Origin of the sequence: Pseudomonas sp. GM33, from assembly GCF_000282295.1 — a bacterium.
Taxonomy (GTDB): Bacteria; Pseudomonadota; Gammaproteobacteria; order Pseudomonadales; family Pseudomonadaceae; genus Aquipseudomonas; species Aquipseudomonas laurylsulfatiphila.
In genome coordinates this window covers 33,325-60,006 of the sequence record NZ_AKJO01000028.1, presented here as the reverse complement: position 1 = coordinate 60,006, position 26,682 = coordinate 33,325, and the positions used below count along the sequence as shown (strand labels likewise).

19 protein-coding genes are annotated in these 26,682 nt (G+C 60.9%); 11 read left to right on the top strand and 8 right to left on the bottom strand.

The window, feature by feature from the left end; genetic code table 11:
- On the bottom strand, positions 1–7,434 hold a 7,434-nt coding region (locus PMI26_RS24400; RefSeq protein ID WP_007971278.1), incomplete at its 3' end, for a GH36-type glycosyl hydrolase domain-containing protein.
- Between the two features lie 277 nt (positions 7,435–7,711).
- The gene (otnI, locus tag PMI26_RS24405; RefSeq protein WP_007971277.1) at positions 7,712–8,515 is read right to left on the bottom strand and encodes a 2-oxo-tetronate isomerase; all 804 of its coding nucleotides are present in this window, start codon (positions 8,513–8,515) and stop codon (positions 7,712–7,714) included.
- Positions 8,516–8,869: 354 nt separating this feature from the next.
- Between otnI and kynB the strand changes: the two genes are divergently transcribed.
- Positions 8,870–9,523, top strand: coding sequence for an arylformamidase (kynB, locus tag PMI26_RS24410; protein WP_007971275.1), 654 nt, complete (start codon positions 8,870–8,872; stop codon positions 9,521–9,523).
- Between the two features lie 45 nt (positions 9,524–9,568).
- Here the strand turns inward: kynB and antC are convergent, their stop codons facing one another.
- From antC to antA, 3 genes are read right to left on the bottom strand one after another with little or no spacing between them, the layout of a single operon-like run.
- Complete coding sequence (gene antC / locus PMI26_RS24415; protein WP_007971274.1) at positions 9,569–10,591, bottom strand: anthranilate 1,2-dioxygenase electron transfer component AntC; 1,023 nt, start codon at positions 10,589–10,591, stop codon at positions 9,569–9,571.
- 17 nt (positions 10,592–10,608) lie between these two features.
- Entirely contained in the window at positions 10,609–11,100 is a 492-nt protein-coding gene (antB, locus tag PMI26_RS24420) for an anthranilate 1,2-dioxygenase small subunit (protein ID WP_007971272.1), read from the bottom strand.
- Positions 11,100–12,491, bottom strand: coding sequence for an anthranilate 1,2-dioxygenase large subunit (gene antA, locus PMI26_RS24425; RefSeq protein WP_007971270.1), 1,392 nt, complete (start codon positions 12,489–12,491; stop codon positions 11,100–11,102). The genes antB and antA overlap by 1 nt, the downstream gene beginning before the upstream one ends.
- 374 nt (positions 12,492–12,865) lie before the next feature.
- Between antA and PMI26_RS24430 the strand changes: the two genes are divergently transcribed.
- Positions 12,866–13,879, top strand: coding sequence for an AraC family transcriptional regulator (locus PMI26_RS24430; RefSeq protein WP_033047484.1), 1,014 nt, complete (start codon positions 12,866–12,868; stop codon positions 13,877–13,879).
- Between the two features lie 14 nt (positions 13,880–13,893).
- Here the strand turns inward: PMI26_RS24430 and PMI26_RS24435 are convergent, their stop codons facing one another.
- Positions 13,894–14,367, bottom strand: a complete 474-nt coding sequence (locus PMI26_RS24435; protein ID WP_007971266.1) for an Lrp/AsnC family transcriptional regulator — start codon at positions 14,365–14,367, stop codon at positions 13,894–13,896.
- Positions 14,368–14,577: 210 nt separating this feature from the next.
- On the opposite strand from PMI26_RS24435, the gene kynU reads away from it, so the two are divergent.
- The 9 genes from kynU (at position 14,578) to PMI26_RS31310 (ending at position 24,946) form a co-directional block, all read left to right on the top strand.
- Positions 14,578–15,828, top strand: a complete 1,251-nt coding sequence (kynU, locus tag PMI26_RS24440) for a kynureninase (RefSeq protein ID WP_007971265.1) — start codon at positions 14,578–14,580, stop codon at positions 15,826–15,828.
- 102 nt (positions 15,829–15,930) lie between these two features.
- Positions 15,931–17,244, top strand: a complete 1,314-nt coding sequence (locus tag PMI26_RS24445; protein ID WP_007971263.1) for an OprD family porin — start codon at positions 15,931–15,933, stop codon at positions 17,242–17,244.
- A gap of 85 nt (positions 17,245–17,329) precedes the next feature.
- Positions 17,330–18,739, top strand: a complete 1,410-nt coding sequence (locus PMI26_RS24450; RefSeq protein WP_007971261.1) for an amino acid permease — start codon at positions 17,330–17,332, stop codon at positions 18,737–18,739.
- Between the two features lie 122 nt (positions 18,740–18,861).
- The gene (locus PMI26_RS24455; protein WP_007971259.1) at positions 18,862–19,293 is read left to right on the top strand and encodes a glycine zipper domain-containing protein; all 432 of its coding nucleotides are present in this window, start codon (positions 18,862–18,864) and stop codon (positions 19,291–19,293) included.
- Between the two features lie 423 nt (positions 19,294–19,716).
- Positions 19,717–20,493, top strand: coding sequence for a hypothetical protein (locus PMI26_RS31805; RefSeq protein WP_081500939.1), 777 nt, complete (start codon positions 19,717–19,719; stop codon positions 20,491–20,493).
- Positions 20,494–20,623: 130 nt separating this feature from the next.
- Positions 20,624–21,466, top strand: a complete 843-nt coding sequence (locus PMI26_RS24470; RefSeq protein WP_007971253.1) for a DUF6502 family protein — start codon at positions 20,624–20,626, stop codon at positions 21,464–21,466.
- Positions 21,463–23,085, top strand: coding sequence for a DUF5666 domain-containing protein (locus PMI26_RS24475; RefSeq protein WP_007971252.1), 1,623 nt, complete (start codon positions 21,463–21,465; stop codon positions 23,083–23,085). Before PMI26_RS24470 ends, PMI26_RS24475 begins: the two co-directional genes overlap by 4 nt.
- A gap of 102 nt (positions 23,086–23,187) precedes the next feature.
- Complete coding sequence (locus PMI26_RS24480; protein WP_007971251.1) at positions 23,188–23,937, top strand: hypothetical protein; 750 nt, start codon at positions 23,188–23,190, stop codon at positions 23,935–23,937.
- A gap of 400 nt (positions 23,938–24,337) precedes the next feature.
- On the top strand, positions 24,338–24,946 hold the full coding sequence (locus PMI26_RS31310; protein ID WP_050549197.1) for a hypothetical protein: 609 nt from the start codon (positions 24,338–24,340) through the stop codon (positions 24,944–24,946).
- A gap of 419 nt (positions 24,947–25,365) precedes the next feature.
- Here PMI26_RS31310 and PMI26_RS24485 read toward each other — a convergent pair whose 3' ends face one another.
- Together PMI26_RS24485 and PMI26_RS24490 are read right to left on the bottom strand one after the other, a co-directional pair.
- Entirely contained in the window at positions 25,366–25,572 is a 207-nt protein-coding gene (locus PMI26_RS24485) for a co-regulatory protein PtrA N-terminal domain-containing protein (RefSeq protein ID WP_007971248.1), read from the bottom strand.
- Between the two features lie 91 nt (positions 25,573–25,663).
- On the bottom strand, positions 25,664–26,317 hold the full coding sequence (locus PMI26_RS24490; RefSeq protein WP_007971247.1) for a hypothetical protein: 654 nt from the start codon (positions 26,315–26,317) through the stop codon (positions 25,664–25,666).
- Positions 26,318–26,682: the final 365 nt, after the last annotated feature.

Sequence of the window (26,682 nt, the reverse complement as noted above, 5' to 3'; positions counted from 1 at the left end):
GCTGGTCGCCAGCGCCAGCCACAGGTAATCGTCCGAACAGCCACTGCGCACCCCCCGATCGAGCGGCGGGTGCCACCAATGTTGCACGTCGCCTTCGGCATATTGATGGGCTGCGCACAGCAACAAATGGCCACGTACGCTGGCGGGATCGGCGTGGATCATCGCCATGCTGTCTTGCAGTTGATCGCGAAAGCCGATGGCCCCGCCGGACTGGTAGTAACCACTGCGGGCCTGGAAGCGACAGGCGATCACCTGGTACATCAGCCAGCCGTTGACCATGACATCGATGCTCGGATCGGGGGTCTGGACCTGAATCACGCTCAGTTGCGAACGCCAATGCTCGCGTACCGCCTTGAGTTCTGCGGTGGCCGCCCCCAGGCCTCGGTACTGTTGAACCAGGCGCAGGGCTGAGGTCGTGTCCCTGGCGGCACCGAGTCGGAAGACCACATCCTGGTCGTCACCGTTGTCGAGGTCGAGGGCCACCTGAATCGCCGCACAGGGATCCAGGCCGCCGCCGGTTCGGCCCGACAGGCGTGCCTGCTGCAGTCCGGCTGGGGCCTTGAGGCTGCCGTTGCGGCCGATGAACTCGGTGCGATCACCGCTGATGCTGGTGGCGGTCGAGTCGGTATCGAGGAACGCCACCCGTTCGCAAAACTCGATCGAATAGGCGTTCCTGGCGAAGAGTGCGCCGCTGCTGGGGTCGGCTTCCGTCACCACATGCATCGCCGATTTGCTGCGCAGGTCGCCCAGCACCCACTCGACATAGCAGGTCGTCGACAGGCGCCGGGCGCGGCCTGAACGGTTGCGAATCTGCAAGTGCGAGAACTTGATCGAAGCATCCAGCGCCACGTACACCCACAACTCGGTGTGGATACCGTCTTCGTCGTGCTCGAAGACGCTGTAGCCGAAGCCGTGCCGGGTGCGGTACGCGCCAGTACCGGGACAAGGCTGTGGCGTCACCGACCAGAAATGCCCGGTTTCTTCATCGCGCACATAGATCGCCTCGCCGCTGGCGTCGGTGAGCGGGTCGTTATGCCAGGGGCTCAGGCGAAATTCGTGAGCATTTTCCATCCAGGTGTAAGCGCCACCGCTTTCGGACATCACCGTACCGAAGTGCGGGTTGGCCAACACGTTGGCCCATGGCGCCGGCGTCGGCGTTCCCGGCTGCAAGGTCATGACATACTCGCTGCCGTCGGCACTGAAGCCGCCATAGGCGTTGCCCAGGAGCAAACCTTCGATGGCGGGCAGGGTAGCGGCCGCCTTTGCCTGGCGCTTGAGCGTAGGCACGAATGCCGGGTAGGCCGGGCTGGCGTGACGCCGATGTACCTGCTCGGCAATGCCGCCGTTGCCTTCGCTCAGCACCAGGCGCGCCACCGACAGGATCAGCGTACGGTCCTCGTTCGACAACTGCTGGGCAGGACGCACGAAAATGCCCCCGGGACGGTCGATCAGCGAAGCTTCGCTGCCGGACGTCACCACCCCCATGATCAAGTCCTGGAGTTGCTGGCGATAACCGGCCTGGTCTTCGTTCCAGATGACCAGGTCCACCATCAGCCCCTTTTGCCGCCAGTAGGCATGGGCCTTGACCATCTGGTGCACGAGTTCGATGTTGTCGACGGTGGCGATCTGCAGCAGAACGATGGGCAGATCGCCGGAGATGGCCTGGCCCCAGAGGCTCGACTGATTCCGTCGGTTGGCCATCAAGACGCTGTTTTCCGCGCGCAACGAGGCATTGGCGTAGAGGATCGAGGAGGCCATCTGTTCGAACAGGCGCCCATCCTCCAGCGAGACATTGAGTTGGCGCAGCAACACCTGGCTGTGGGTCCATGCCAGGTCGAAGACGCGGTCGGCGAGGTGCCGGTCGCGATATTTATTAATCAGGTACAGACAGTCCTCGCGGCTGTCCGCGATGCCGGTCACCAGGTCAATGGTCGCCGTTTGTCCGGGCTCCAGGGTGATACGGCAACGGATGGCCACAATCGGGTCCAGCACCGAGCCTGCGGTGCCGGACAGCTGCTCGACATTGCCATCGAGCGCCGCCGGTGCTGCCACGTTGCGTCCACGGCCGATGAATCGCGCTCGATCGGTCTCGTAGGAAATGGCGTCGATGTCCACGCCATGAGCGGCCAGCAGGTGGCACATCCAGGGGACGGCTTCCTCACTGGAGCGGCGCCTGCGGGTGCAGACGATGGCCTGCAGCGCCGGCAACAATTCGGTCTGCACGAACAGGTTGCTGAAGGCCGGGTGCATGGCATCACTGATTGCCGGTGCCAGGACCACCTCGGCGTAGGTGGTGATCTCCACGCTACGGCGTACGCGACCGCGGTTGGTGATGTGCAGCCGGCGCAGTTCGATATCGTCTTCGGGGGACACGACGATCTCGGTGTGGGTATCGAAGTCGAGCTCGCGAACACGAAACTCGGCTCGGGCATCGCTGAAAATCGCTTCATGGCTTTCTGGCCGGTGCCGGGTCGGCTGGTGAGCCGAGGACCAGAATACGCCGCTGCTGACATCGCGCAGGTAGCAGAACATGCCCCAGTTGTCGCAGGTCGCGTCTTCATGCCAGCGGGTCACGGCGATGTCGTTGCAGCGGCTGTAACCGCCGCCGGCACTGCTGAGCATGACGTGGTAACGTCCGTTGGACAGTAGCTGGACGGCGGGGCGCTTGCGCCCGGGATCGGCGAACACTCGCAGCCTGTTTTCCTGCGCGCGTCCGTTTTCATCTGTGGCAGGTGCCAGGGTTGCATGCAGGTAGGGTGCGGCGGTTTTGGGGACGCGTTCCTGCAGCAACAGGGTGGTCGCCTGGAAGGCCGGGACCGACTCGAAGCGTCGCTGCATGGGCCGGTCCAGCAGCAGGCTGGTCAAGGCCAGCAGGCTCATGCCCTGATGGTGCGCCATGAACGAGCGTACGACCGCATAGCGCTGGCCGCGTGGCAGGCGTGCCTCGGTGTAGTCGACGGCTTCGTACAGGCCATAGCGGCCGGCCGACCCTTGGGCCGCCAGGCGTTGCAGGTTGCGGCAGGCGGCTTGCGGCTCGACCATCAGCGCCAGGGCGCTGGCGTAGGGCGCAATCACGGTATCGTCGGCCAAACCGCGCTTGAGGCCAAGGCCAGGAACACCGAACGCCCGATACTGATAATTGAAGTGGGCGTCCAGGGTGTTGTAACCCGACTCGGACACGCCCCAGGGGATGCCCAACAGGTTGCCATGTTCGATCTGCAAGGCCACGGCGGCACGGCATGTCTGCTCCAGCAGCGTACCTTCGTAGCTGGGCATGACCAGGTTTGGCATCAGGTACTCGAACATCGATCCGGACCAGGAAAGCAGTACCGGTACCCCCCGATTGTTGCTGAGCAAGCGCCCGAGGGTGAACCAGGCCTGTTGCGGCAGCTGGCCCTGGGCGATGACCACGAAATTGGTCAGGCGAACCTCTGACGCGAGCAGGTCGTAGTAACCGTTGTCCAGCCTGCGCTCGTCGGCGTTGTAGCCTATCGAGAACAGGTCACGTTGAGCATCGTAGAGGAAGGTGAAGTCCATGCTCGCCAGTGACGCGGACAACTCGGCCAGGCGCTCAAGGTGGCTGATTCGTGCGCGCGCCAGGCGTTGTACCGCCTGCACTTGCGCCTGATCGGCGGGCAGCCACAGCGTGCAATCGAGCTCGGCCATTTGCCGCAGGCTGAGAGCTGTTGTCGGTGCCTGGGCGGGTGCCAATGGCAGCTCGAAGCGCAGTCGTTCTGCCCGCAGATCCGCACTCTGCGCCTGCAATGCCTGCAACCAGTAGTGTGCTTCTTCAGCAGCGGTGGCCGCCGTGTCGATTGCCAAGGCATCCACCAGGTCGAGTACTTGCAGGAGGTTGTCCGGGGTGTCCTGGACAATCGCCGACGCCACCTTCGCACGCAGTTCAAGCACGGCACGCTCATCGAGGTTCCCTTCCTGTAATGCCTGTTGCAGCACATCGAGGGTGTCGCCCAGACCGCTGAGGGTGCGTTGATCGAACAGGGGCGTGTCGGCCAACCCCAGCAGTCCCGGCCGCAGGGTGAGCAGCAGGCCCGCCAGGTTGCCGCTGTCCACGGTGGACACATACCGAGGCGCCAGCGGCAGGAGTGACTGGGTGTCGTACCAGTTATAGAAGTGCCCATGGTGACGCTCAAGACCGGCCATGCACTCAAGCGTGGCCGTGACGCGTTCCAGCAGGCGCCCGCTACTCAGGTAACCGAAGTCGTGGGCCGCCAGGTGCGAGAGCAAGGCCATGCCCATGTTGGTCGGCGAGGTGCGATGGGCAATGGTTGGCTTGGGTATCTCCTGGACGTTGTCCGGCGGCAACCAGTTGTCCTCGGGGCCCATATAGCGATCGAAGAACGCCCAGGTCCGGCGTGACAGCATGCGCAGGAAACGCAGGTCCTGCACTGACGGGTCAAACCCCGTCGGGGTTGTCGGCAGGCTGATCCACCAGGCAATCGCCGGGCTTACCAGCCACACCAGCAGCAAGGGTGCCGCCAGTGCGAGTACATGAAGAGAGGGGAGCAGGGCCACGAATAGAATCAGCGCCAGCGCAGGGGCAATCCACATGCTTTTATACATGCCGGACAGATCGTTGCCACTGGAGCGCTCGACTTCACGAGACGGTTGCCATTGCAGCAGGCGGCGCTTGCTGATCAGCATGCGCCACAGTGAGCGGCCAATCGCATCGAAGCTCAACAACGCATCGGACGGCAACCAGACAATCGACAACAGCGCGCGCATGAAATGCTGGCCGGAGGTCCGTAATGCCGCACTCAGGTGTTGCCCCAATGGAATATCGGCAGCTTTCTGTACCAGCGCCAGTACCGACTGCAGCAAGGGTTGGAGAAATACCAGGATGACCACCGCCAATGTCCAGGAGACGGCCTCGCTCGAACCCAGCCAGCCCCATGCAAGCATGGCCAGGAAGGCGCCTGGCTCCAGGCTGCGGCGCAGATTGTCAAAAATCTTCCAGCGGGCAAGGTTGCACAGAAGGTTGGGCGCAAATCCCCCCTGGGGTTTCGGTGCCCATGGCGAGGCCCAGTACAGCACTTGCCAGTCTCCGCGAATCCAGCGGTGTCGGCGCTTGGCATCGGCGCTGTAGCGAGACGGGTATTCCTCATACAGCTGTACATCGCTGAGCAGCCCGCAGCGGGCATAGCAGCCTTCGATCAGGTCGTGGCTGAGAATGCGGTTGTCGGGCAGGCAGCCCTCGAGTGCCTGTTCGAAGGCGTCGACGGCATAGATGCCCTTGCCGATGAAGGAACCGTTCTGGAACAGGTCCTGATAAACATCGGAGACGGCACGGGTATAAGGATCGACACCGGCATCGCTGCCAAACAGGCGGGCGTAGGTCGAGCGTGCCGTGCTGGGCAGGCTGATCCCCACGCGTGGCTGGAGGATGGCGTAACCGCTGACGATCTTGCCGCTTTGTTCATCGAATACCGGATGGTTCAGCGGGTGCATCATCGCACCGATGCACTGGCGCGCGACATCCCGGGGCAGCAGGGTATCGGTGTCCAGGGTGATGACGAAACGCACCGATTCCAGTGGCGCGACATCACCGACGATCAATGCAAAGCGCTGCGGTCCTTTACCTCGCAGCAACGCGTTGAGCTCGGCGAGCTTGCCGCGCTTGCGTTCATGCCCCATCCATACCCGCTCGGTCGCGTTCCAGTGCCTGGGCCTGTGCAGCAGGAAGAACCGGTCGACCTGGTCATCGGCATACTTGTGGTTGAGCGCCTCGATCAGTTGGCGCGCCAGGGCGAGCAATTCGGCATCCTCGGGCATCACCTCGGCAGGGGCGTCCATGAAGTCACTGAGCAGCGCAAAATGCAGGTTGGCATCGCGATTGGCCAGGAATCGCACTTCCAGGCCTTCCGCCAGGGCCTCGATGTCGCCGGCGTTGGCAAACATCGTCGGCACCGCCACCAGCGTTCGCGCCTCGGTCGGTATGCCCTTGCTGTAATCCAGGCGCGGCAGCAGCGACGGGACTACCGTGAGCGTCACCAGCCAGTTGACCAGCCCGATCGCCAGGCGGCTGGTCATCAATAACGCGGGCACGGCGAGCAGGACCAGGCACCACAGTGGCGTGCCGCTGTGATAGGCACTGCCGAGAAACGGCCAGGCCAGCAGCAGTGTCAGCAGCAGGGAAGGGCACAGGTAGAACTTCAACGGCGCACTCTGCAGCAGCCGCTTCCATCGCTCGTGCAGCGGCACGCTGGCGTGCAGCGCCTGCTCGAGGCTGAGCAACCCGTCAGCCACCAGGTAATAGCCCACGTGCCCGGTGACACCGGCCATGGGCTGTGTGCTCGCGGCCAGTTCGAGGGTGGCTTGTGCCACCCTGGTTTCGGAATGCACGCAATGCCGGGCGAGGCGTTCGACCACATGGCGGTAACGATCACGGGTGGCAAAGTCCATGTTCGCGTAGACGCCTGCCGGGTCCGTGCGCAATACCTGTTCGACATGGCTGAGCAGCTCGACGAACTCGCGCCAGTCGGTCGCTGCCAGCAAGCGCAAGCTGGCGATGCTGTTGCTGATGGACACCTGATCACCGGATTGCTGCTGGGCATCCATCTGCACCAGGCGTTCGACTGTCAGGCCGGACTCACCGAGCGTTTGTTCTATCCACGCCATGGGCAATATCAGCGCGGCGCTTTGTCCGTGCAGGCGGCGCGCCAGTTCTGCAACGAAGGGTGGCGTCATCGGCGGTGCCGATCGCGCCATGTCGGCAACGGTCAATACCACGCTCTTGGCGTCGCGCTCGGCCATTTCGATCAATCGATCGGCCCAGTCATCGGCAAGGTTGCGGTCATCCCGGTTGGCCATGACCCGGGAAGCCACGCGTCGCAAGTTCTCGATCAGCGCCAGGCGCAGCATGATCGGGATTGCCCATAGCTCGCCCAGGGTCAGGGGCGTGATGGTCTGATAAGAGGCGATGAAACAGTTCAGGCTGGGCGCGTCGACCCGGCCATCGCCGTGCGCGATGGTTTCCAGGGCGATGTCGTAGACCCGCGGCAGGCCTGCCGAAGGGCCTTCGGCCAGGCGTGGCAGCTCGCGGCTATAGCCGTCGGGCAGGTGGGTCCTGGCGGTACGGATGTTTTCTTCGATCAGGTAGAAGTTGTCCAGCAGCCATTCCGCCGCCGGGGTCGCGCGTCGGCTGGACAGTTGTACGGTCTTGAGCGCCGCACAGCTACGTTCCAGAAGCAGTTGGTTGTCAGTCAGACGGCCCAGCAGGGCATCCTTTTTTGAAAGGCGCCCGAGCAAATGTTGGCGTGCCAGCACGATGCCGTGCTCTGCCATCTGCTGGGCATTGAACAGGTCGGCACGCAGGATAGGCTCGTACTCGAACTTGTGCCGTGCTGCACTCCACCTGAGCCAGATGGCCGGTGAGCGCCAAAGGCTGGACAGCGTGCGAGTCAGGATATTTTGCATGAATTCCTTCGTACGACCCGCGCGGGGCAGGTCGCTTGTGGAATGAAGGCGGTTCTACGCCAGGCCAGGTGTGCGGGGCATTGCGCCGCCGGGCGCTGCATTCCACCGACGAGTGTGGATGGTTCATCGCGGCGAAGTCTGTTCGTTAGCGAACATAGGGCATGTCAAATGCAGGGGGCCGTGTGAACAGTGAGCGATCCGGGATGCCGCTTTTGGCCGCAAAGCGACGGCATGACCGTCGCCGTGGAAGTGGTCGCTAAACGTGGGCGCCGAATGCCTATGTCTGGCCTTGAGTTGACCGACCCTGCCAATCGCGCAGCCATTGCAGGCCCTCGGAGGTGTCGCCGCGTGGCCGGTACTCGCAACCCACCCAACCGGTATACCCCAGTTGATCGATCAGCTCGAACAGGTAGGGATAGTTCAGCTCGTTGTTCATGTCCGGTTCGTGGCGATCCGGTACGCCCGCGATCTGGATATGGCCGATGCCGGCGATATCCCGTCGCAGCTTCGTCGCCACGTCACCCTCGACGATCTGGCAATGGTAGACGTCGAACTGGACCTTGAGGTTGGCCTGGCCGACCGCTTTGCAGATGGCCTGGGCCTGATGTTGGTGGTTGAGGAAAAACCCCGGCATGTCGCGGGTGTTGATCGGTTCCAGCAATACGGTGATGCCAGCCTTGGCCGCTTGTGTCGCTGCGTGGCTGAGGTTTTCCAGGTAGGTTTGCTGGTGCCTGGCGCGATCCGCTTCGTTGGCCAGCAGCCCGGCCATGACATGGATGCGGTCGTTGCCCAGTACTGCGGCGTATTCCAGGGCCTGGTCGAAACCGGCGCGGAACTCCGACTCACGGCCAGGCAGGGACACGGTGCCTTTTTCGCCGGCCGCGATATTGCCAGGCGGTGCGTTGAACAGGGCCTGGACCAGGCCATTGTCGTCGAGCCGCTGTTTCAATTGCTGTGGGCTGTAGTCGTAGGGGGACATGTACTCCACTGCCTGAAAACCATCGGCGGCGGCTGCGGCGAAACGGTCGAGAAAGTCATGTTCGGGGTAGAGCATGCTGAGGTTGGCAGCGAAACGAGGCATGAAGACTCCTGCGGTCAAAAAATCAATCTGTGGGTTGTTGCCACTGCATACCAAAGGCTTCGTGGTGTTCGTTTGAGTCGTCGGCAATTGCATCCAATGGTACGGCCGTCGAATTGAAGCGGTCGACGCTAGCGCCTTGCGGCGGGTAATGTCCACTGTCATTTGGTCTCTCATCTAGCGTTGCTGCCGGTGAAGACCGCCGCGTCGAAGGGGGCACGTTGAAATTTCCTGCCGCCATCATGCTCATCCATGGCGGTTTATGCGAAAACCCGCCCGCTTGCCCGGGGTTTTCGCACGAATCTGCACGGCTGTCGCTCGTATCATTTCACTCGGTAAAAACGCTGAGCATTTGCGATGACAAAAAACACGACCCTGTGGGACATCAGTCCACCCTTGAGTAGCGAAACACCGACCTGGCCGGGGGACACGCCTTTTCTGGAGGAGCGCGTCTGGACCTACGGTCCCGAGTGCCCGGTGAATGTCGGACGCATCACCCTGTCACCGCACACCGGTGCCCACGTCGATGCGCCGCTGCATTACAGCGCTGACGGCGCGGCGATTGGCGCAGTCGCGCTGGATGTGTATATCGGGCCTTGCCGCGTTTTGCATTGTCTGGACAGCGGCGACCTGGTGCAGCCCGGGCAACTGGAAGGGCGTTTGCACGATGTGCCCGAGCGCGTGCTGCTGCGGACCTGTCGCCAGGCACCGCTGGCTGCCTGGGACCCGGCTTTCACGGCCGTTGCCAGGGAAACCGTCGATTTGTTGGCCAGCCTGGGTGTGAGGTTGATCGGCATCGATACGCCGTCACTGGACCCGCAGCAATCCAAGACGATGGATTCGCATCGTGCCGTGGCCCGTCACGGCATGGCCATTCTTGAGGGGGTCGTGCTCGATGACGTGCCCGAAGGGGATTACGAGTTGATCGCGTTGCCGCTACGTTTTGCCAACCTCGACGCCAGCCCGGTCCGGGCGATTTTGCGGCCGTTGAGTACTCAACAACGCGAGTGACCCAAACGGCAACCCGGAGCCGGGCGCCGGTTCCGGTAGCGGGTGTCAGACGTTACTCTCGGTGAATTTTTCGTAGTACAGCTGCACGCTCTCCAGTGCTTGTGCCTGCAGCCAGGTCTTGATCGACTCCACCATCGGCGGCGGCCCGCAGACGTACATGTCGACCGGGCCATCGCGAAGTTCGGCGACGTCGAAGTGTTCGGCAATGTAGCCGCGCTTGCCGGTCCAGTGCGGCGACGGTTCGCTGACCACCTCGGTGTATCGCAGCCCCGGGATGTGTTGCGCATACGCCTGGATGCGCGCCTGTTCACACAGGTCGGCCGCATCGCGCACGCCGTAGTACAGATGCACGGGTTGCTCGCAGCCGCGTTCAGCCAGTTCGTCGAGCATGCCCAGCAAGGCAGAAAGTCCGGTGCCGCCAGCCACCAGGATCAGTGGCCGGGCGACGTGCCGCAGATAAAAAGCCCCCAGCGGTGCCTCCAGAACGATGGGGTCACCCACCTGACAGCGTTCGCGGATGTAGTTGCTCATCACGCCATCGGGCAGCAGGCGAATCAGGAACTGCAGCCGATTGCTGACGCCCGGCCGGTTGGCGAAGGAGTAGGAACGCTTGTTCTCGGTCCCCGGAATCTGCAGCCGGGCGTACTGCCCGGGCAGGTAATCCAGCGACTGGCCCACATCGCCCAGATCCAGATGCAGGATCGCCGTACTGGCCGACACCTGTTTGACCTCGGTGACCGTTGCCGTGAGTTGATCGGGGCCAGCGGCGTTGCACAGGCTGGAAGCGAAGTCGAAATAGAACGTTGCGTCGGATTTGACCCGGGTCTGGCAGGTGAGCATTTTGCGTTGTTGCAGGTCCTGGCTGGAGAGGGCTTCCTCATCCACATAGTCCTGGCTGTAATCGCCCGACTCGCAGCGCCCCTGGCAGGTTCCGCAGACGCCTTCGCGGCAGTCCAGGGGGATGTTGATGCCATTGCGCAGGGCGGCGTCGAGCAGGATTTCATTGGCCTGCACAGGGAAGAACAGCGTTTTGCCGTCGGCAAAGCTGAACGCGACTTTATGGTTCATGCCCGGTCTCCCTGGGTTCAGAGGTGATAGAAGTCGAGTACCGAATTGATGGTGTCGTTGAGCAGCAACACATGCTTGCGAACGATCAGCCAGCTATCGGCGTGGGGCTTGAGGCGGTAGGTCGCGCGGCCGAAAAACTGCTCGGCCGTGGCCAGGCGGTAATACAGGGTGTGCCAGTTCAGCTGCACTTGCAGTTCATCGTTTTCCAGGGGGGCGATCCGCACGTTGCTGATCTGATGCAGGGTGCGCGGCATCGGCGTCGAGGACGCGGACTTGCCCGTGCGCAGGCGGAACACGCGGTCTTCCAGGCCTGAACGGTTGGGGTAATAGATCAGCGACATTTCGCGTTTGGGGTCGCGGGTGTAGACGTGTTCGGAGTCCCATTGCGGCAAGTGGAACTCGCTGTGCTCGGCGAACAGCTGGACATAGGCATCCCAGTCCTGGGCGTCGCACAGTTCGGATTTGCGATAGAAAAACTGTTCGATCCGGTACTGCAGTTGCGCATTCATCATTGCACCTCACGGAGTTTCAGGGATTTGGCGTCCAGGCCGTCGAGCAGGAATTTCTGCCAGTTGCTGTGCTGGTTGACGTAAAGCCCTTCATGGGTGAACTCGGTGCCGGTCATGGCCGGGGCAATGCCGATCGCTTCGCTGTTGGGCGTGGCGCCGCTGGCCCAGCGGTGACTGCCGCGGGAGATATCGCTCCAGCGTTCCAGGCGCGCCTGGAAGCCACGCTGGGCTTCACGGAATTCCACCAGGTCATCCGGCGTGCCCAGACCCGAGACGTTGAAGAAATCCTCGAACTGGCGAATGCGGTTTTCGCGGTCGGCGTCCGACTCGTTCTTGACCCCCAGGCACTGGCTGATGATTTCGGTCTTGTTCCACGCCACCGGACGGATGATGCGCAATTGCGAGCTGATCTGATCGAGGAAAAACAGGCTCGGGTAGATGTTCAGGTTGCGCAGGCGATGCATCATCCACTCGGCCTTTTGCTGGCCATGTTCTTCGATCAGCCGCGGCATGATCGTCGCGTAGCCGGAGCGTACCGAAGGGTTGGGCATGTCGCTGAACAGCAGGCTGTGACCGTTGTTGAACGCGAACCAGCCATCATCGGTATTGGCGTCGCCGGCGCCGAGCTTGCTGTAGTCGAGGGTGCTGCTGGCGGCGTTGCCGTTTTCGCTGTTGACCTGCTGGCGATGCTGCACCGTGGCGACGTAGTTGTAGTGGACGGTGCTGACGTGATAACCGTCGAGGCCGTTTTCGTTTTGCAGCTTCCAGTTGCCGTCGTAGGTGTAGGCCGACCTGCCGGGCAGCACTTCCAGCTCACCGGTCGGCGACTGGGCGACCATCATGTCGAAGAACACTTTGGCATCGCCGAGGAAGTCTTCCAGGCTGTTGTCGGCGTGCACATCCAGGCTGATGAAGACGAAACCCTTGTAGCTCTGGATGCGGGCTTTTTTCAGACCGCGTGTGGCTTTGTCGAAGCCTTCCGGGTACTCGCCCGGTGCCTTGACCTTGACCAGGCGGCCGTCGCTTTTGTAGCACCAGGCATGGAACGGGCAGGTGAAGGTCGACTGATTGCCCTTGCCCACGCGGGTCAGCGTCGTGCCGCGATGCTGGCAGGCATTGATCAGTGCATTGAGCCGACCCTCACCGTCGCGGGTAATGATCATCGGCTGGCGGCCGGCGCGCAGGGTCACGAAGTCGTGATTGTTGGCCAGTTCGCTTTCGTGGCAGGCGTAGATCCAGTTCTTCTCGAAGATCAGTTCCATCTCCAGATCGAACAGCTGCGGCTCGGTGAAAATCTCCCGGGCGATGCGGAATACACCTTCTGCGGGACGGAAGTCCAGGCAGCTTTCGATAAACGTTTTCCATTGCTCGACGTTTCTTTCGCCACTCATGGTGTGCACCTTTTTTTATTCGGCTAATCGGTGCGCTCATTAGAGAAGCGGGGCGGGTGATGGTCTATCCGATAAGTTGGCGAAGGCAGTCCGTAAAATTGGGGGCCAGGTAACAGTCGGTTGGGCAGCGATGACACAAATCCGCCACCAGGTGATAAACGGCTGCACCTGATGGCGCCAATCAGATACTGTTTTGCACGACGTCGAGTGCGGATCGAGGGCTTTTGCGGCTTCGCCAGCCATGTCTTGTCCGCTTAGTTGCCATTCACTATCCGTTAATTCGGCACCGACGTTTTATGGCGTGGAAGTTGCTCCCATCCCGCCTGACAAGCGCCACCAGAGCGCGCAGAACCAGACTCCGTGAGTGCACCATGATGAGTAGCAAAGTGGATCCGCAGTTTCGCGACATTCGTGTCGACAGCGATAACCTGGAGGCTGCCAGAAGCTGGATGTCCGGTATCTGCGGACCCCATCGCCTCGTGAGCGCGACCCCCGAACGGATCCGCTTTCATCACAACGCCAACATGTTCAAATCGATGGCGACCACCCTGGGCACCATCGAATACGGTACCGACGTCACCATCGATATCGAAGACGCCGAGCACTTCAGCAGCTACAGCCTGAGCCTGCCGTTGTCGGGCGAACAGGAGCTGAGCAAGGCGGGCAGCGTGGTCAGGTCCGACCGCGATCAGGGGGTCATCATTTCCCCCAATGAACACCAACTGCTGGCAATCTCCGGTGACTGTCGCAAGGTTCAGGTGGTGATTACCCGAGTGGCGATGAGCGAGGCTCTGGAAGGGATGCTGCAACGGCCGCTGGATGTGCCGCTGCGCTTCGAGCCGATGATGGATGCGATCGATGGGGCGTCGGCGTCGTGGTGGCGCATGGCGCGTTATTTCATCGACGAGCTGGAACGCAGCAGCGAACTTTTCGAGCAGGTGGCCTTTACCCGGGACATTGAAAGCTCACTGATCAAAGGCTTGATCCTCGCCCAGCCCAACAACTATTCGCAGGAACTGCGGGACGCGTTGGGCGTGAAATTGCCGCACTATCTGGTCAGGGCTCGACAGTACATCCACGACAACGCCCGCGAAGCGTTGCACCTGGAGGACATCGAAGCCGCTGCCGGCGTTTCACGCTTCAAGTTGTTCGACGCGTTCAGGAAGTACTTCGCCTTGTCGCCCATGGCCTACCTGAAAAAGTATCGCTTGAATGCCGTACGCCAGGAAATTCTCGAGCACGGTTCGGCACGCAACATTTCCGGGATAGCCATGGGCTGGGGGTTCATGCACCTGGGCCGTTTTTCCAGCGAATACCGCAAGCTGTTCGACGAAACCCCGAGCATGACGTTGCAGCGCAAGGAGGCCCGGCGCCTGCACGGGCTCTGAAGGACACTGCGGTCTTACTTGCGTACCACCAGATCGAGCAACTGCTCGCGCTCCTTGATTTTCTGCAGGACGATCTCCGAACGTATGTCGGTGACGCCGGCGGTGCGGTTGAGGTGATTGACGATGAAATCCGAGAAGTGTTTGAGGTTGCGGGCCTGGACCCGCAACACATAGTTGCTCGCCCCGGTAATGACATAGGCGGTGACCACCTCCGGCCACTGCTGGACCTTCTTGATGAAGGTCTCGTGCCAGTCCTCGACGTCCTGTCGCAACGACACATGGACGATGGCTTCCAGCTCGATGCCCAACCGTTCGGCATTCAGTACCGCGCGATAGCCGGTGATGATTCCTTCGCTTTCCAGCAGGCGCAACCGACGCAGACAGGCCGACGGTGACAAGGCGACTTTCTCCGCCAGTTCCTGATTGCTGATTCGGCCATCCTGTTGCAGCTGATGCAGGATTCGCAGGTCTGTCGAGTCAAGATTCATGGTTTGAATAAATCCGCGTTTATGGGTGTTTGATTCGAATTATCTGCGAAATAACTACTACATGACTGGTTACTTTGCACGAAAATTCTCCAAAGGTTCGTTCATTATCTCTCTACCCAAAGGCAGGTTGATCGCCTTGAACCAGGGCGCCTGATCCGGCTGATGCAACCCGTCCGGATGGCGTCCCATGACAAAAAAACAGGACACTCGATGACGACAAGAAACAGTTGCCTGGCGCTTGATGCCCAGGACGCTCTGGCGCCCCTGCGCCAGCAATTCGCGCTCCCCGAAGGGATTATCTATCTCGATGGCAATTCCCTCGGTGCGCGGCCGGTCGCGGCATTGGCGCGGGCACAAGCGGTGGTCGCCGAGGAATGGGGCAATGGCTTGATCCGCAGCTGGAACAGCGCCGGCTGGCGCGAGCTGTCCGAGCGTCTGGGCGACCGCCTGGCGGGTTTGATCGGCGCGGGGGCGGGGGAGGTCGTGGTGACCGATACCACCTCGATCAACCTGTTCAAAGTGCTGAGCGCTGCCTTGCGCGTGCAGGCCACAAGGTCACCGCAGCGGCGAGTGATCGTCAGCGAATCGAGCAATTTCCCCACCGACCTGTACATCGCCGAAGGCCTCGCGCAGATGCTGCAACAGGGTTATACCCTGCGCCTGGTCGACAGTCCTGAAGCCTTGCCGCAAGCCATTGACCAGGACACGGCGGTGGTCATGCTCACCCACGTCAACTACAAGACCGGCTACATGCACGACATGCAGGCCCTGACCGCGCTGACCCACGAATGTGGCGCGCTGACCATCTGGGACCTGGCGCATTCCGCAGGCGCAGTACCGGTCGACCTGCACCAGGCCGGTGCCGACTACGCCATCGGTTGCACCTACAAGTACCTCAATGGCGGACCGGGATCGCAGGCTTTTGTCTGGGTTTCGCCGTCATTGTGCGATCTGGTGCCGCAACCCTTGTCCGGCTGGTTCGGCCACTCGCGGCAATTCGCCATGGAGTCGCATTACGAGCCGAGCAGCGGCATCGCGCGTTACCTGTGCGGCACTCAACCGATCACCTCATTGGCGATGGTCGAGTGCGGCCTGGACGTGTTCGCCCAGACCGACATGGCCAGCCTGCGCCGCAAATCCCTGGCCCTGACGGACCTGTTCATCGAACTGGTCGAGCAGCGTTGCGCGGCTCACGAACTGAAGTTGATCACGCCGCGTGAGCACGTCAGACGCGGCAGTCATGTCAGCTTCGAACACCCCGAAGGTTATGCGGTGATACAGGCCCTGATCGACCGTGGCGTGATTGGTGACTACCGCGAGCCGCGCATCATGCGGTTCGGTTTCACCCCGTTGTACACAACTTTCACCGAAGTCTGGGATGCCGTGCAGATTCTCGGCGAGATCCTCGATCGGAACACCTGGTCGCAAGCGCGATACCAGGTTCGCCACAGCGTGACTTGAACCTTACGGCGTCCTGGTCCAGCTGCGGGCATTTTCCCGCGGCGGGCGTTCGGGCGCCGGCAACAACCAGTTCTGCAATCACAATAATAAGGAGCACGCAGAATGAAACTGTCCCTCTGGCCTGCCTTGCCGCTCGCCATCTCCAGTTGCCTTGGCCAAATGGCCTGTGCCGCCTCTGACAACGGATTTGTCGAAGACAGCAGCCTGACCCTGACCAACCGCAACTTCTATTTCTACCGCAACAACCTCAACAACCCGGGCGGTCAGAACTATCGGGACGAGTGGGCCCACGGGATCATGCTCGACTACCGCTCCGGCTACACCCAGGGAACGGTGGGTTTCGGGGTCGATGCCTACGCGCAGCTGGGCATCAAGCTCGACAGTGGCAAGGGGCGCACGGGCACAGGGTTGTTGCCGGTCGATTCCGATGGTCGTCCCGAGGATGAGTACTCCGAAGCCGGTGGTGCGCTGAAGGCGCGGATTTCGCAGACCGAGCTCAAGTACGGCAACCTGACACCGCTCAATCCGGTGTTCGGCACCGGCAATGCGCGACTGTTCACCAGCAGTGCCACCGGCTTCCAGCTGACCAGCAATGAGCTCAAGGCATTGCAACTGGACATTGGCCACTTCACTGCCGGCAACGACAATAATTCGACCAATGCCGATGGCGCCCTTAAAGCGCTGTACGCCGGGGTGGAAACCCGCAGCGTCGATTACCTGGGCGGCAGCTATGCGCTGAGCGATCAGTTGAGTGTCAGCCTGTACGGTTCGCAGTTCACCGACATCTGGCGGCAGTACTACGGCAACGTCAACTACACCTATGTGCTGACGCCAGACCAGTCGCTGAACCTGGATTTCAATCTCTACCGCACCAACGACAACGGCGACAGCCTGGCCGGCAGGATCGACAACACCACCTGGTCGTTTGCCACCGCGTACAGGTTCGGCGCTCATCGGTTGACCCTGGCGTACCAGCGGGTCGATGGCGAAGAGCCGTTCGATTACCTGGGTTTCGACCAGCAACCTGGCACTTCGATTTTTCTCGCCAACTCGATTCAGGTTCTCGACTTCAACGCCCCCAACGAACGCTCCTGGCAACTGCGTTATGACCTGGACATGGCGCCTTTCGGCGTGCCGGGGCTGAGCTTCATGTCGCGTTACGTCAGTGGCGACCACATCGATGACAGCCATTACGACGGCGGCCCCAATGGCGCCTATGGGCGTTACGGCGATGACGGCAAGCGCTGGGAACGCGACCTCGAGGCGCGCTATGTCGTGCAGTCGGGTAAGGCCAGGGACCTTTCAATACGCGTGCGCCAGGCCAGTGTGCGCTCCACCGCGCAAGTCGCCCGCGCCGACACCACGGACAACAACGAAGTCCGGGTGATCATCGAGTATCCACTGAGTATTTTCTGATCCGTGTCCTGCTGTGCGTGGCTGATCCCCACCGTTAAACCCACGACGTGCTCTTCAAGAAAGACAAAATCCAGAGGACATAGAAATGACCGATAACTGCGGTTTCGAAACGATATCCAACCGTGAACATGGCCTGCGGCGTCAACTGACGTCGGGGCAGATGAGCATGATCGCCATTGGGGGTGCAATCGGCACCGGGCTGTTCATGGGTAGCGCCTATGCCATCGGTTATGCCGGGCCGAGCGTGCTGTTGAGCTATGCCATTGGCGCAATCATCACCTTGCTGCTGATGGGCTGTCTGGCGGAAATGACCGTGGCCCATTCGACCTCGGGTTCGTTCGGCGCCTATGCTGAATTTTATGTCAGCCCGCTGGCCGGGTTCCTGGTGCGCTATGCCTATTGGGCGGCGATTGTGCTCGCGGTCGGTACGGAAGTGACGGCGGTGGCGATGTACATGAAGTACTGGTTTGCCAATGTGCCGGAGTGGATCTGGATCGTCTCGTTCTCCAGCGTGTTGATCGTGCTCAATGCCATCAGCGTGAAGACTTTCGGTACCTTCGAATACTGGTTCTCGACCATCAAGATCGGCGCGATTGTCGGCTTCATTATCCTGGCGGTGTATGTGGTGTTCGGTTCCGGCAATCCGGAATACGGCGTGCACAATTACACCGCTCACGGCGGCTTCTTCCCCAATGGCCTGCAAGGGATGTGGATCGCGGTGATCGTGTCGATCTTCAGCTACCTGAGCGTGGAGATGATCGCGGTGGCGGCCGGTGAGGCGAAGGATCCGGAGCAAGCGGTGAAGAAAGCCTTTCGCGGGACTATCGTGCGCCTGGTGGTGTTCTACCTGCTGACCCTGGCATTGATGCTGGCGATCGTGCCTTGGGTCCAGGCTGGCCATGCCCAGAGTCCATTCGTCACGGTCATGCAGGCCATCGGTATTCCCGGCGCCACCGGAGTGATGAACTTCGTGATCCTGATCGCGGCGTTGTCGGCGATGAACAGCCAGTTGTACATCACCACGCGCATGATGTTCAGCCTGTCTCGAGCCGGCTACGCGCCAAAATCCATGGGGGTGTTGAGCAAGACCGGGATCCCGTTGAACGCGCTGTTGCTTTCCAGTTCGGGGATCGCCCTGGCGACCTTGCTCAACATCCTGTACCCGGAAAGTTCGTTCACCCTGATGATGGCGATCTCGATGTTCGGCGCGATCTTTACCTGGTTCATGATCTTCCTCACTCACTACTGTTTCCGTCGTTTTCATGAACGCAATGGCAACCGCAAATTGTCGTTCCGCATGCGTCTGTTTCCCTACAGCACATTGTTGGGGTTGGTCCTGATGGGGGCCGTGATGATCACGACCTACTTCACAGAGGCCTTCAAGATGACCCTGGTGTTCGGTGTGCCGTTCTTGCTGGTGCTGTCGGTTGTCTACGGCATTTTCTTCAGGAAATCCAAGGGCGTTGCGGTGTTGAATCCGCAGCCCAGGGGCTAGACCGAAGGGAGCCTCGCTGTTGCGGGGCTCCCTTGTTTGCAACGCACGGCCGAATATCTGTTGACCTGGCTGTTTCGTAGCAACAGACTTTGTCCTTTTGTGTGTTCCTAAAGGTCCGTCTGATGCGTAAGTCATTCACTGTTGTTGCATTAAGTCTGCTTGTATCGCAGTACTCCCTCGCCGGCGAAGCCACCAACACGGCTATCGGTGGCGGTGTCGGCGGCGCCCTTGGCAGCGTGGTCGGTCAGGCTATGGGCGGTAGCACTGGCGCTGCGATCGGCGCCGGCGTCGGTGGCGCGGCCGGGGGCGCAATGACCGCCAAGAGTGGCAAGAAGACCGAGTCGGCTATTGGCGGAGGTCTCGGTGCGGCGGGTGGCCAGGTCATCGGCAACAGTGTCGGTGGCTCCACCGGTGGCCTGATCGGCGCGGGTCTGGGCGGCGCAGCAGGTGGTGCGATCGGCAACAATATGGCCGATGACGACGATCACCACGATTCGGGTTACAAGCACAAGAATAAATACAAGAATAAACATAAACACAAACATCACGACTGATCGCGGGTGCGAGACAGAGCATTTGGAATGCTTTGTTTGAAAAAGGGGAGCGGGCATGGCGCTCCCCTTATGGGTGGTCTTTCAGGTCATGCCCGAGCCGCCTTGACGTCTCGGTGATCACCCGGGGTAGAGGCCTCTCGCCCACTTGCCCTTTATCCATGAGCCATTGGCGTTCTGCCGATCATTCGATTGCTTTCACACAGCGTTATCCATTTACGCCGGGTGCTGACGTGTCTCACCGTCGGTCGGCTTTCTGCTGCGCGGGTTGACCCGGAGCCAGAAAGGGCTAGTTTTCATTGGGTGGGAAAATTTCCCACGCCAAAGATTCAAGGGGAAATAGTAAAGCTTATTCCCATGCCGCTCCCGGATTGCAACGCGGATCGCGTTGACACTGCTCGCGGTAAATCACCAGGAGAATGCACGATGAACACTTACCTGCTTTTCAAGAAAGGTTTATTGGCGCTGGCAATCGGTGGCGTCCTGTCGGCCTCCGTCGTTTTGGTACCGGACTCCATTTCCCATGACGCCACTGCCTATGCCAAGGATGGTGGTGGTGGTGGTGGTGGTGGTGGTGGTGGTGGTGGTGGTGGCAACGGCGGTGGCGGCAACGGCGGCGGTGGTGGAGGCCACGGTGGCAACGGTGGTGGCGGTAACGGTGGTGGAGGCCACGGTGGCAACGGCGGTGGCGGTAACGGTGGTGGAGGTCACGGTGGCGACGGCGGTGGCGGTAACGGTGGTGGAGGCCACGGTGGTAACGGCGGTGGCAGCAGTGGAGGCCACGGTGGTAACAGCGGTGGCAATGGCGGCAACAGTGGCCATAGCGGCAGCGACCATGGCAGCGACCATGGGAATGGCAAAGGGAATTCAGGCCATGCCGGTACCGGAAACTCGAACTCCGGTCGCAGTGGTACCCATGCAGAAGCGGGTGACGATCATGGTGTCCACGTAGGCGGTGAGCCGGGTGACGATCATGGCGTTCACGTAGGCGGCGAGCCAGGTGACGATCACGGCGTTCACGTAGGCGGTGAGCCAGGTGACGATCATGGCGTTCACGTTGGCGGTGAGCCAGGTGACGACCATGGCGTTCACGTCGGCGGCGAACCGGGTGACGACAAGGGTGTTCACGCCGGCGGCGAACCGGGTGACGACAATGGCGTTCACACTGGCGGCGAACCCGGCGACGACAACAGCCGGACCTGAAGCGGCCTGATGCCCCATGCAAAACCCGGGAGACCGGTTTTGCATGGGGGCACGCAAAAAAAACAGCCTGCATTCATGGGATTATTTCCCACGCAGCTATACTGGGGTTAACTATCCGGGAATGCGCTGAATGCAATCATCTACCTTGCCCACCTCGCTCCTCAAAGCCCTGCGGCATGTCATGCGGCCGCTGGTACGCCTGATGCTGCGCAAAGGCGTCACGTACCTGGTTTTCGCCGACCTGCTCAAGGAGGTTTTCGTCGATGTGGCGGACCGAGAGTTCCGTCTGGACGATAAGGCACCGACCGACAGCCGCATCAGCCTGCTCACCGGCGTGCACCGCAAGGACGTGCGGCGTTTGCGCAACAGCGGCGACCCCGCCACTTCCACGCTTCCGGAAAACATCACCTTCGGTGCGCAACTGGTCAATGCCTGGACCACCGCACCCTTCTGCGACGACGCCGGCCAGCCATTGCCGCTGCCTCGTTTGGCCAGCGTCGGCGGCGACCGCTCCTTTGATGCCCTGGTGGCGAAGGTCAGCACGGACATCCGGGCGCGGGTGGTGCTGGACGAATGGCTGCGCCTGGGCGTCGTGCGCCTTGACGAGCAAGAGCGTGTGCACCTCGAAGCCCAGGCCTTCGTGCCGCAAAAGGGCTTCGATGAGAAAGCGGCTTACCTGGGGCACAACCTGCACGATCATGCCTGCGCAGCGGTACACAACTTGAGCGGCGAAGGTCCGGCCTTTTTTGAACGCAGCGTCCACTATGACGCACTGGCCCCAATGAGCGTCGAGGCGCTGCGCGAGGCCGTTGCCAGCGAGGGGATGCAGGCCCTGTTGAGCTTCAACCGACTCGCCGCCGAGCTGGAATTTCGCGATCTGCCCAGCCCAGAACCGCGTCAGCGCATCACGGTCGGCCTGTACTTCTACACTGAAACTTCCGATCCCAACTCACCGACGGCTCCCAAGCCATGACTGTCAATCTGCGCCTGATTCGAGCAGCCGCCCTCGCTCTGGGCCTCGGGCTTCCGATTGTGTTGCAAGCCGCGCCGGCCTGTGTCAGCCAGAATGAGGCGGGCGGCAATGAAGTGCCGCTCATGGAGGCTCCGGGTGGCACCGGCGGTACGGGGGCGGCGCCTGGTGGCATGGGCGGTACGGGCATCGGCACCGACAACGGCGGGGTGGGCGGTACCGGCGCCCCCCTGAACAAGCGTCCAGGCGGCATTGGCGGCACCGGTGCAATTGCCGGCGGTGTGGGTGGCACGGGCATCAGCAACGACAACGGCGGTATCGGCGGCACCGGCATTGTCGGCACCATCACCGGGTTCGCCTCGATCTGCGTCAATGGCGTGGAAGTGCACTTCAACAAAAACGTGCCTGTCAGCGAGAACGGCATTGCCGCCACCAGCACCCGCCTGGCAGTAGGCCAGGTGGTTGCCGTGGAAGCATTCAATTCCCGGCGCGGTCTGGAGGCCGGGCGCATTGCTATCCTGCATGTTTACGAAGGCCCTCTGACAGCCCTGCCCAGAGATTCCATGCCCATGCGTGTCATGGGCCAACCGGTACGGCTGGCCAACGGTGCTCAAGTCGCTCCCGGTTTGCGTGCGGGTGATCCCGTACGGGTCAGCGGGCTGCGCGATGCCCGGGGTGAAGTGGTGGCCAGCCGCATCGACCGCGCGCCCGGCCTCAAGGAGGCCAGCGCCATCGGCCCGGTCGATCGCAGCGGTTATCTGCAGGGGCTCAAACTCGGCAACCGTCCGGGACCGGCGCAGGAAATGCTGGTGCGTGGCCAGTGGTCGGGCCGCGAACTGGAGGTGAGCCAGAGTCGCCCCGACCCGAGCCTGCCCTTCATTGGCCGGGCACACAATGCGGTGATCGAGGGCCTGGTACAGGGCCGGCAGGACCGTCGCCTGGTGGTGGGTGGCTTTAATGTGACGATGGCGAGCGACACCGTGTTTGTCGGTGTGCAGTCTTCGCAGCTGACGCTGGATCGACGCGTGCGGATCACCGGCGTGTTCAGCGGCGCACGGGAGGTACAGGCCACGCGTATCGAATTGCCCCGCGAGCGCTCCGATTCGCCAGCCGGCAACCGGCACGGGCAACTTCGAAACAGTGAGCAAAACACGGACGACTCAAGTGGCTCGGGCCATTCGGGCAGCTCGGACGATTTCAACAACTCCGGCGACTCGAGCGGCTCAAGCGACGCCAACGGCTCCGGTCACTCGGGGGATTCGGGGAACTCGGGCAGTGACAGGAGCGGCCGCTCCGAGAGCGTTGTCGACGATACTCGCCACGGGGGCAATGACAGTCATGGTGGAGGTGACAATATCGAACGCGTGGACGTGGACAAGTCCGGCAAGTCAGAGCGTGTCGAGAAGGTCGAGCAATCCGGCAAGGTCGAGAGAGTAGAGAGGGTAGAGAAGGTAGAGAAAGTCGAAAAGGTCGAACGTCCGGAGAAAGTCGAGAAAGTCGATCGGCCAGAAAAGGTTGAGAAAGTTGATCGGCCGGAAAAAGTCGAGAAGGTCGAAAAAGTTGAAAAAGTTGAAAAAATCGAGAAGGTTGAAAAGGTCGACCGCTCTGGCAAGTCGGGATAAACCGTGAAGGCATGATGCACTTGCGCCATAAGTCACTAGGCTGTGTAAGTCACGCAACAAAGCCTGCGTGTGGACTTCGATGACGCAAGACACGAGGTGAACATGGACCCCAAGCGCATCCTGCTCATCGGTTGGCTGGCCAGCCTGGCCTTGCCGGCCCTGGCCGATACCTTCTCGACCTCGATCGGAACCGACTACTCCCGGGGCGATTATGGCACCGGCACGACTTCCGAAACCTGGTACGTCCCGCTGGTGGGCAAATACGAAACCGGTCCCATGACCTACAAGCTCACTGTACCCTGGTTGCGCATCACCAATCCTTCGGTGGGCCCTGACGGTGAGCCGTTGCCCGGCGGTTGCGGCAAAGTGGAAAGCGGTCTGGGCGACACTGTCGCCGGTGCCGACTACGCCGTGCTTGACGGCAACATTGGCGGGCTGTTCGTGGACCTGATCGGCAAGGTCAAGTTGCCCACCGCCGACGAAGACAAGTGCCTGGGCACCGGCAAAACCGACTATTCCGCCCAGGTCGATGTCGCCAAGGCCTTCGGCCGGGTGACCGGGTTCGCCACCCTGGGCTGGAAAAAATACGGCGATCCGTCGGGCTCCGATTTCGACAACCCGATATTCGCCGGCCTCGGTTTCGCCATGCCCGTGTTCGCGCGCACCACGGCGGGGGTGTCCTACGACTGGCGGCAGAAAGTCGTCTCCACGGGCGACCAGATCAAGGAACTCACTCTCTTCCTCACCCACAAGCTCAATCAGAACTGGAAGTTTCAGTTATATGCCGTCAAGGGTTTTTCCGACGCCAGTCCGGATGGCGAGGCTGGACTGGTGTTCACCCACACCTACTGATACCCGCCTGTTTCCCGGCTCTGATGGGTTTCGTCGCCTCAACCCTGGCCTGCGCCTGCTTTAGTCCTGATGTTCGGTCGTTGACACAGGGGCTTACAGGCCTAATCTAAATATGTGGGAATATTTCCCACGCTCGGATGCCGACTGGCTCTGAAGGATCGTTCGGAACCGCAGATGCTTGTTTTTGCTGCAAATTAATGGCCGTGCCGGTTGGCTGGCCGCTCCAATGGGCGGCCGGGAACTCACTGGACATTGCGTTCGATACGGACATGACTACGCAACTCCAAGCGGAGGTGCATCATGCTTCTCAAAAAATGTTTGTTGGCCCTGGCAATTGGCGCAGTCCTGTCTGCATCGACTGTGCTGGTGCCCGATTACGTCGGTAGCTTCTCCAGCGTGCATGCCAAAGATGGCGGCAGCGGTGGTGGTGGCGGTAACGGAGGCGGAGGCGGTCACGGTGGTGGCGGCGGTGGTGGCTCCGGTGGGGGCGGTCATGGTGGTGACGGCGGAGGCGGCCACGGTGGCGGCGGCGCTGGCGGTAACGGTGGCGGCAGTGGCTCCGGCAATGGAGGCTCCGGAGGCGGTGGTCACGGTGGTAATGGCGCAGGCGGTAACGCTGGCGGTGGCCATGGCGATGGTGGCGGTGATGGTGGCGCAGGACATGGCGGCATGGGGCGCGGCGATGCTGACCATGGTGGTGTTGCCGGAAACGCAGGCCAAGGCAATGCCCGTGGCGATAAGGCTGATAAAGCCGATAAAGCCGATAAAGCCGATAAGGCCGATAAGGCCGATAGAGCCGATAGAGCCGATAAGGCTAATAGGGCTGACAACAATGCCGCAGATGCAGCCCGGAACGCTGCCAAAAATGACGCAGATGCAGCCAGAGACGCTGCCAGAGCTGATGCAGACGCAGCCCGGGATGCTGCGAAAGCTGACGCAGATGCAACCCGAGATGCCGCCAGAGCTGCGGCGGATGCTGCCCGTGACGCTGCAAAAGCTGCAGGTGTAGCGGGTGCAGATGCAACCAGAGATGCTGCGAGGGCCGCTGCAGATGCCGCCAGGGACGCTGCCAAGGCAGACGCAGATGCAACCAGAGATGCAGCCCGGGCTGCTGCAGATGCTGCCAGGAACGACGCCAAGGCTGATGCGAACGCGGCCAGAGAGGCGGCCAAGGCCGAGAAGAGGGCCGCCAGAGAGGATGTGGCGGATGCCCCTGACGCTCCAGACGCCCCGGATGCTCCGGATGCCCCAGACGCGCCGGATGTCGACGTGGTGGAGGTACAGAACTAGGCCTGCACGCTACGCAACGGCAGGCATACCCGTAGAAAACGTCCCGGGAATTTGAAGGACATATCGAAAAAAAAGTCGCAAACCCTGCAGGGTTTGCGACTTTTTTTGCCATCGTGTTGCGCGATCGCGCTACACGGATCAGCCGTTGCTGCGATTGCTTGCCTTGGCCTTGCTTTGCGCTACAGCGGCTTCAGCCTTCTGCTTCTGCGCAACCTGGAAGGCTTCCATCGAGACCTTGCGGGCCGACTCCATGCGATTGAATGTCTTGTCACCACCACCGGTGGCCATCGCCAGAGAAGAAGCGGTCAGAGCGGCAATTACGAACAGAGCTTTCATGGATTTCATTTGGATATCCTCAAGTGAGAAAAGTGAGATGGGTAAATAGTTAAAAACGGAATTCATTGGCAAAGGCTGAACGGGCTTGTTCAACCTGACTTCACCAGCCAGCCAGAGCGGCGTTTCTGGTTCCCCAGGTGCCTTGCTCCATACGGCCTTCAGCGTTTTTGTTTTTCGCCCAGACGGTGAGCAGCACCATCATTCCAAAGCCACCGACGATGAGAACCGGATAGGCCGCCAGCAACTCGACCAGCGAGTATTTCCAGGCCAGCGGACGACCGACACCGAGCATGGCGGCATAGAACCACGACACACCAGAGAGCGCGCCGGAAAACAGCGCCAGCATGCGCAAGTTGAAAGAGAGTTTGAGTATCGAACCGGCTTTCTTCAGTGCCGGCAATACAGCGCTATGCAACAGGAAACCGTTAAAGGTCAACAGCACAACGATGCCGATTTTGGCTTGCAACTTTGGATTGAGGAAATATTCCATCCCCTTGCCGGCATAATCTATTCCGACAATAGCAATGCCCGTAATCCAAAGCGCTACAAGTGCAAGCGATACGGTTTTTTGAAGGCTTTCCAGATGCGCGTCATCATGGTGACCCGACACATCCCCCTTCAGGAGTTGCTTGACCATTGCAATGTCACTGGTCAACACAAGCCCGATTGCCACGCAGCAGGCGATAAGATGGAAATATACAACGCCCAAGCGAATATATTCCGCTGCTGGCGAAGTCAGTATACCAAGTTCCATGATTACCTCTTTGTACTCTTAGTGGATCAACATGGCTTCAGCACGGCTTAGTTGAATTTATCCGTTGCTGACTGCAGTCAGGATCCAGCAATTTCTATTATTTAATCTTGCGGCATTTTGCTGCGAAGAAAAAAGCGAGTTTAGCGAATGAACTTTTTGATCATTCGGTTAGTTCCATTTTCAGGTAACAAAAAACCTCATCCGCACTGGGCGTCTATATGAGGTTTAACTTCCGCTTCTTGAGTCAGCTGAGCATCGGAGCCCGTGTGACCTGTTGCGTATTCTGAACGAAAAAAGCCGTCTCCGTTCATTTTTTGATCAATTTTGCTGACCAACGGCAGTGCCGAAACTGGTCGCATATTGCT

Bases quoted from the DNA above. Each gene is read 5' to 3' on its own strand.
- otnI (WP_007971277.1), bottom strand. From the start codon at position 8,515: ATGCCTCGTTTCGCTGCCAACCTCAGCATGCTCTACCCCGAACATGAC.
- kynB (WP_007971275.1), top strand. From the start codon at position 8,870: ATGACAAAAAACACGACCCTGTGGGACATCAGTCCACCCTTGAGTAGC.
- antC (WP_007971274.1), bottom strand. From the start codon at position 10,591: ATGAACCATAAAGTCGCGTTCAGCTTTGCCGACGGCAAAACGCTGTTC.
- antB (WP_007971272.1), bottom strand. From the start codon at position 11,100: ATGAATGCGCAACTGCAGTACCGGATCGAACAGTTTTTCTATCGCAAA.
- antA (WP_007971270.1), bottom strand. From the start codon at position 12,491: ATGAGTGGCGAAAGAAACGTCGAGCAATGGAAAACGTTTATCGAAAGC.
- PMI26_RS24430 (WP_033047484.1), top strand. From the start codon at position 12,866: ATGAGTAGCAAAGTGGATCCGCAGTTTCGCGACATTCGTGTCGACAGC.
- PMI26_RS24435 (WP_007971266.1), bottom strand. From the start codon at position 14,367: ATGAATCTTGACTCGACAGACCTGCGAATCCTGCATCAGCTGCAACAG.
- kynU (WP_007971265.1), top strand. From the start codon at position 14,578: ATGACGACAAGAAACAGTTGCCTGGCGCTTGATGCCCAGGACGCTCTG.
- PMI26_RS24445 (WP_007971263.1), top strand. From the start codon at position 15,931: ATGAAACTGTCCCTCTGGCCTGCCTTGCCGCTCGCCATCTCCAGTTGC.
- PMI26_RS24450 (WP_007971261.1), top strand. From the start codon at position 17,330: ATGACCGATAACTGCGGTTTCGAAACGATATCCAACCGTGAACATGGC.
- PMI26_RS24455 (WP_007971259.1), top strand. From the start codon at position 18,862: ATGCGTAAGTCATTCACTGTTGTTGCATTAAGTCTGCTTGTATCGCAG.
- PMI26_RS31805 (WP_081500939.1), top strand. From the start codon at position 19,717: ATGAACACTTACCTGCTTTTCAAGAAAGGTTTATTGGCGCTGGCAATC.
- PMI26_RS24470 (WP_007971253.1), top strand. From the start codon at position 20,624: ATGCAATCATCTACCTTGCCCACCTCGCTCCTCAAAGCCCTGCGGCAT.
- PMI26_RS24475 (WP_007971252.1), top strand. From the start codon at position 21,463: ATGACTGTCAATCTGCGCCTGATTCGAGCAGCCGCCCTCGCTCTGGGC.
- PMI26_RS24480 (WP_007971251.1), top strand. From the start codon at position 23,188: ATGGACCCCAAGCGCATCCTGCTCATCGGTTGGCTGGCCAGCCTGGCC.
- PMI26_RS31310 (WP_050549197.1), top strand. From the start codon at position 24,338: ATGCCAAAGATGGCGGCAGCGGTGGTGGTGGCGGTAACGGAGGCGGAG.
- PMI26_RS24485 (WP_007971248.1), bottom strand. From the start codon at position 25,572: ATGAAATCCATGAAAGCTCTGTTCGTAATTGCCGCTCTGACCGCTTCT.
- PMI26_RS24490 (WP_007971247.1), bottom strand. From the start codon at position 26,317: ATGGAACTTGGTATACTGACTTCGCCAGCAGCGGAATATATTCGCTTG.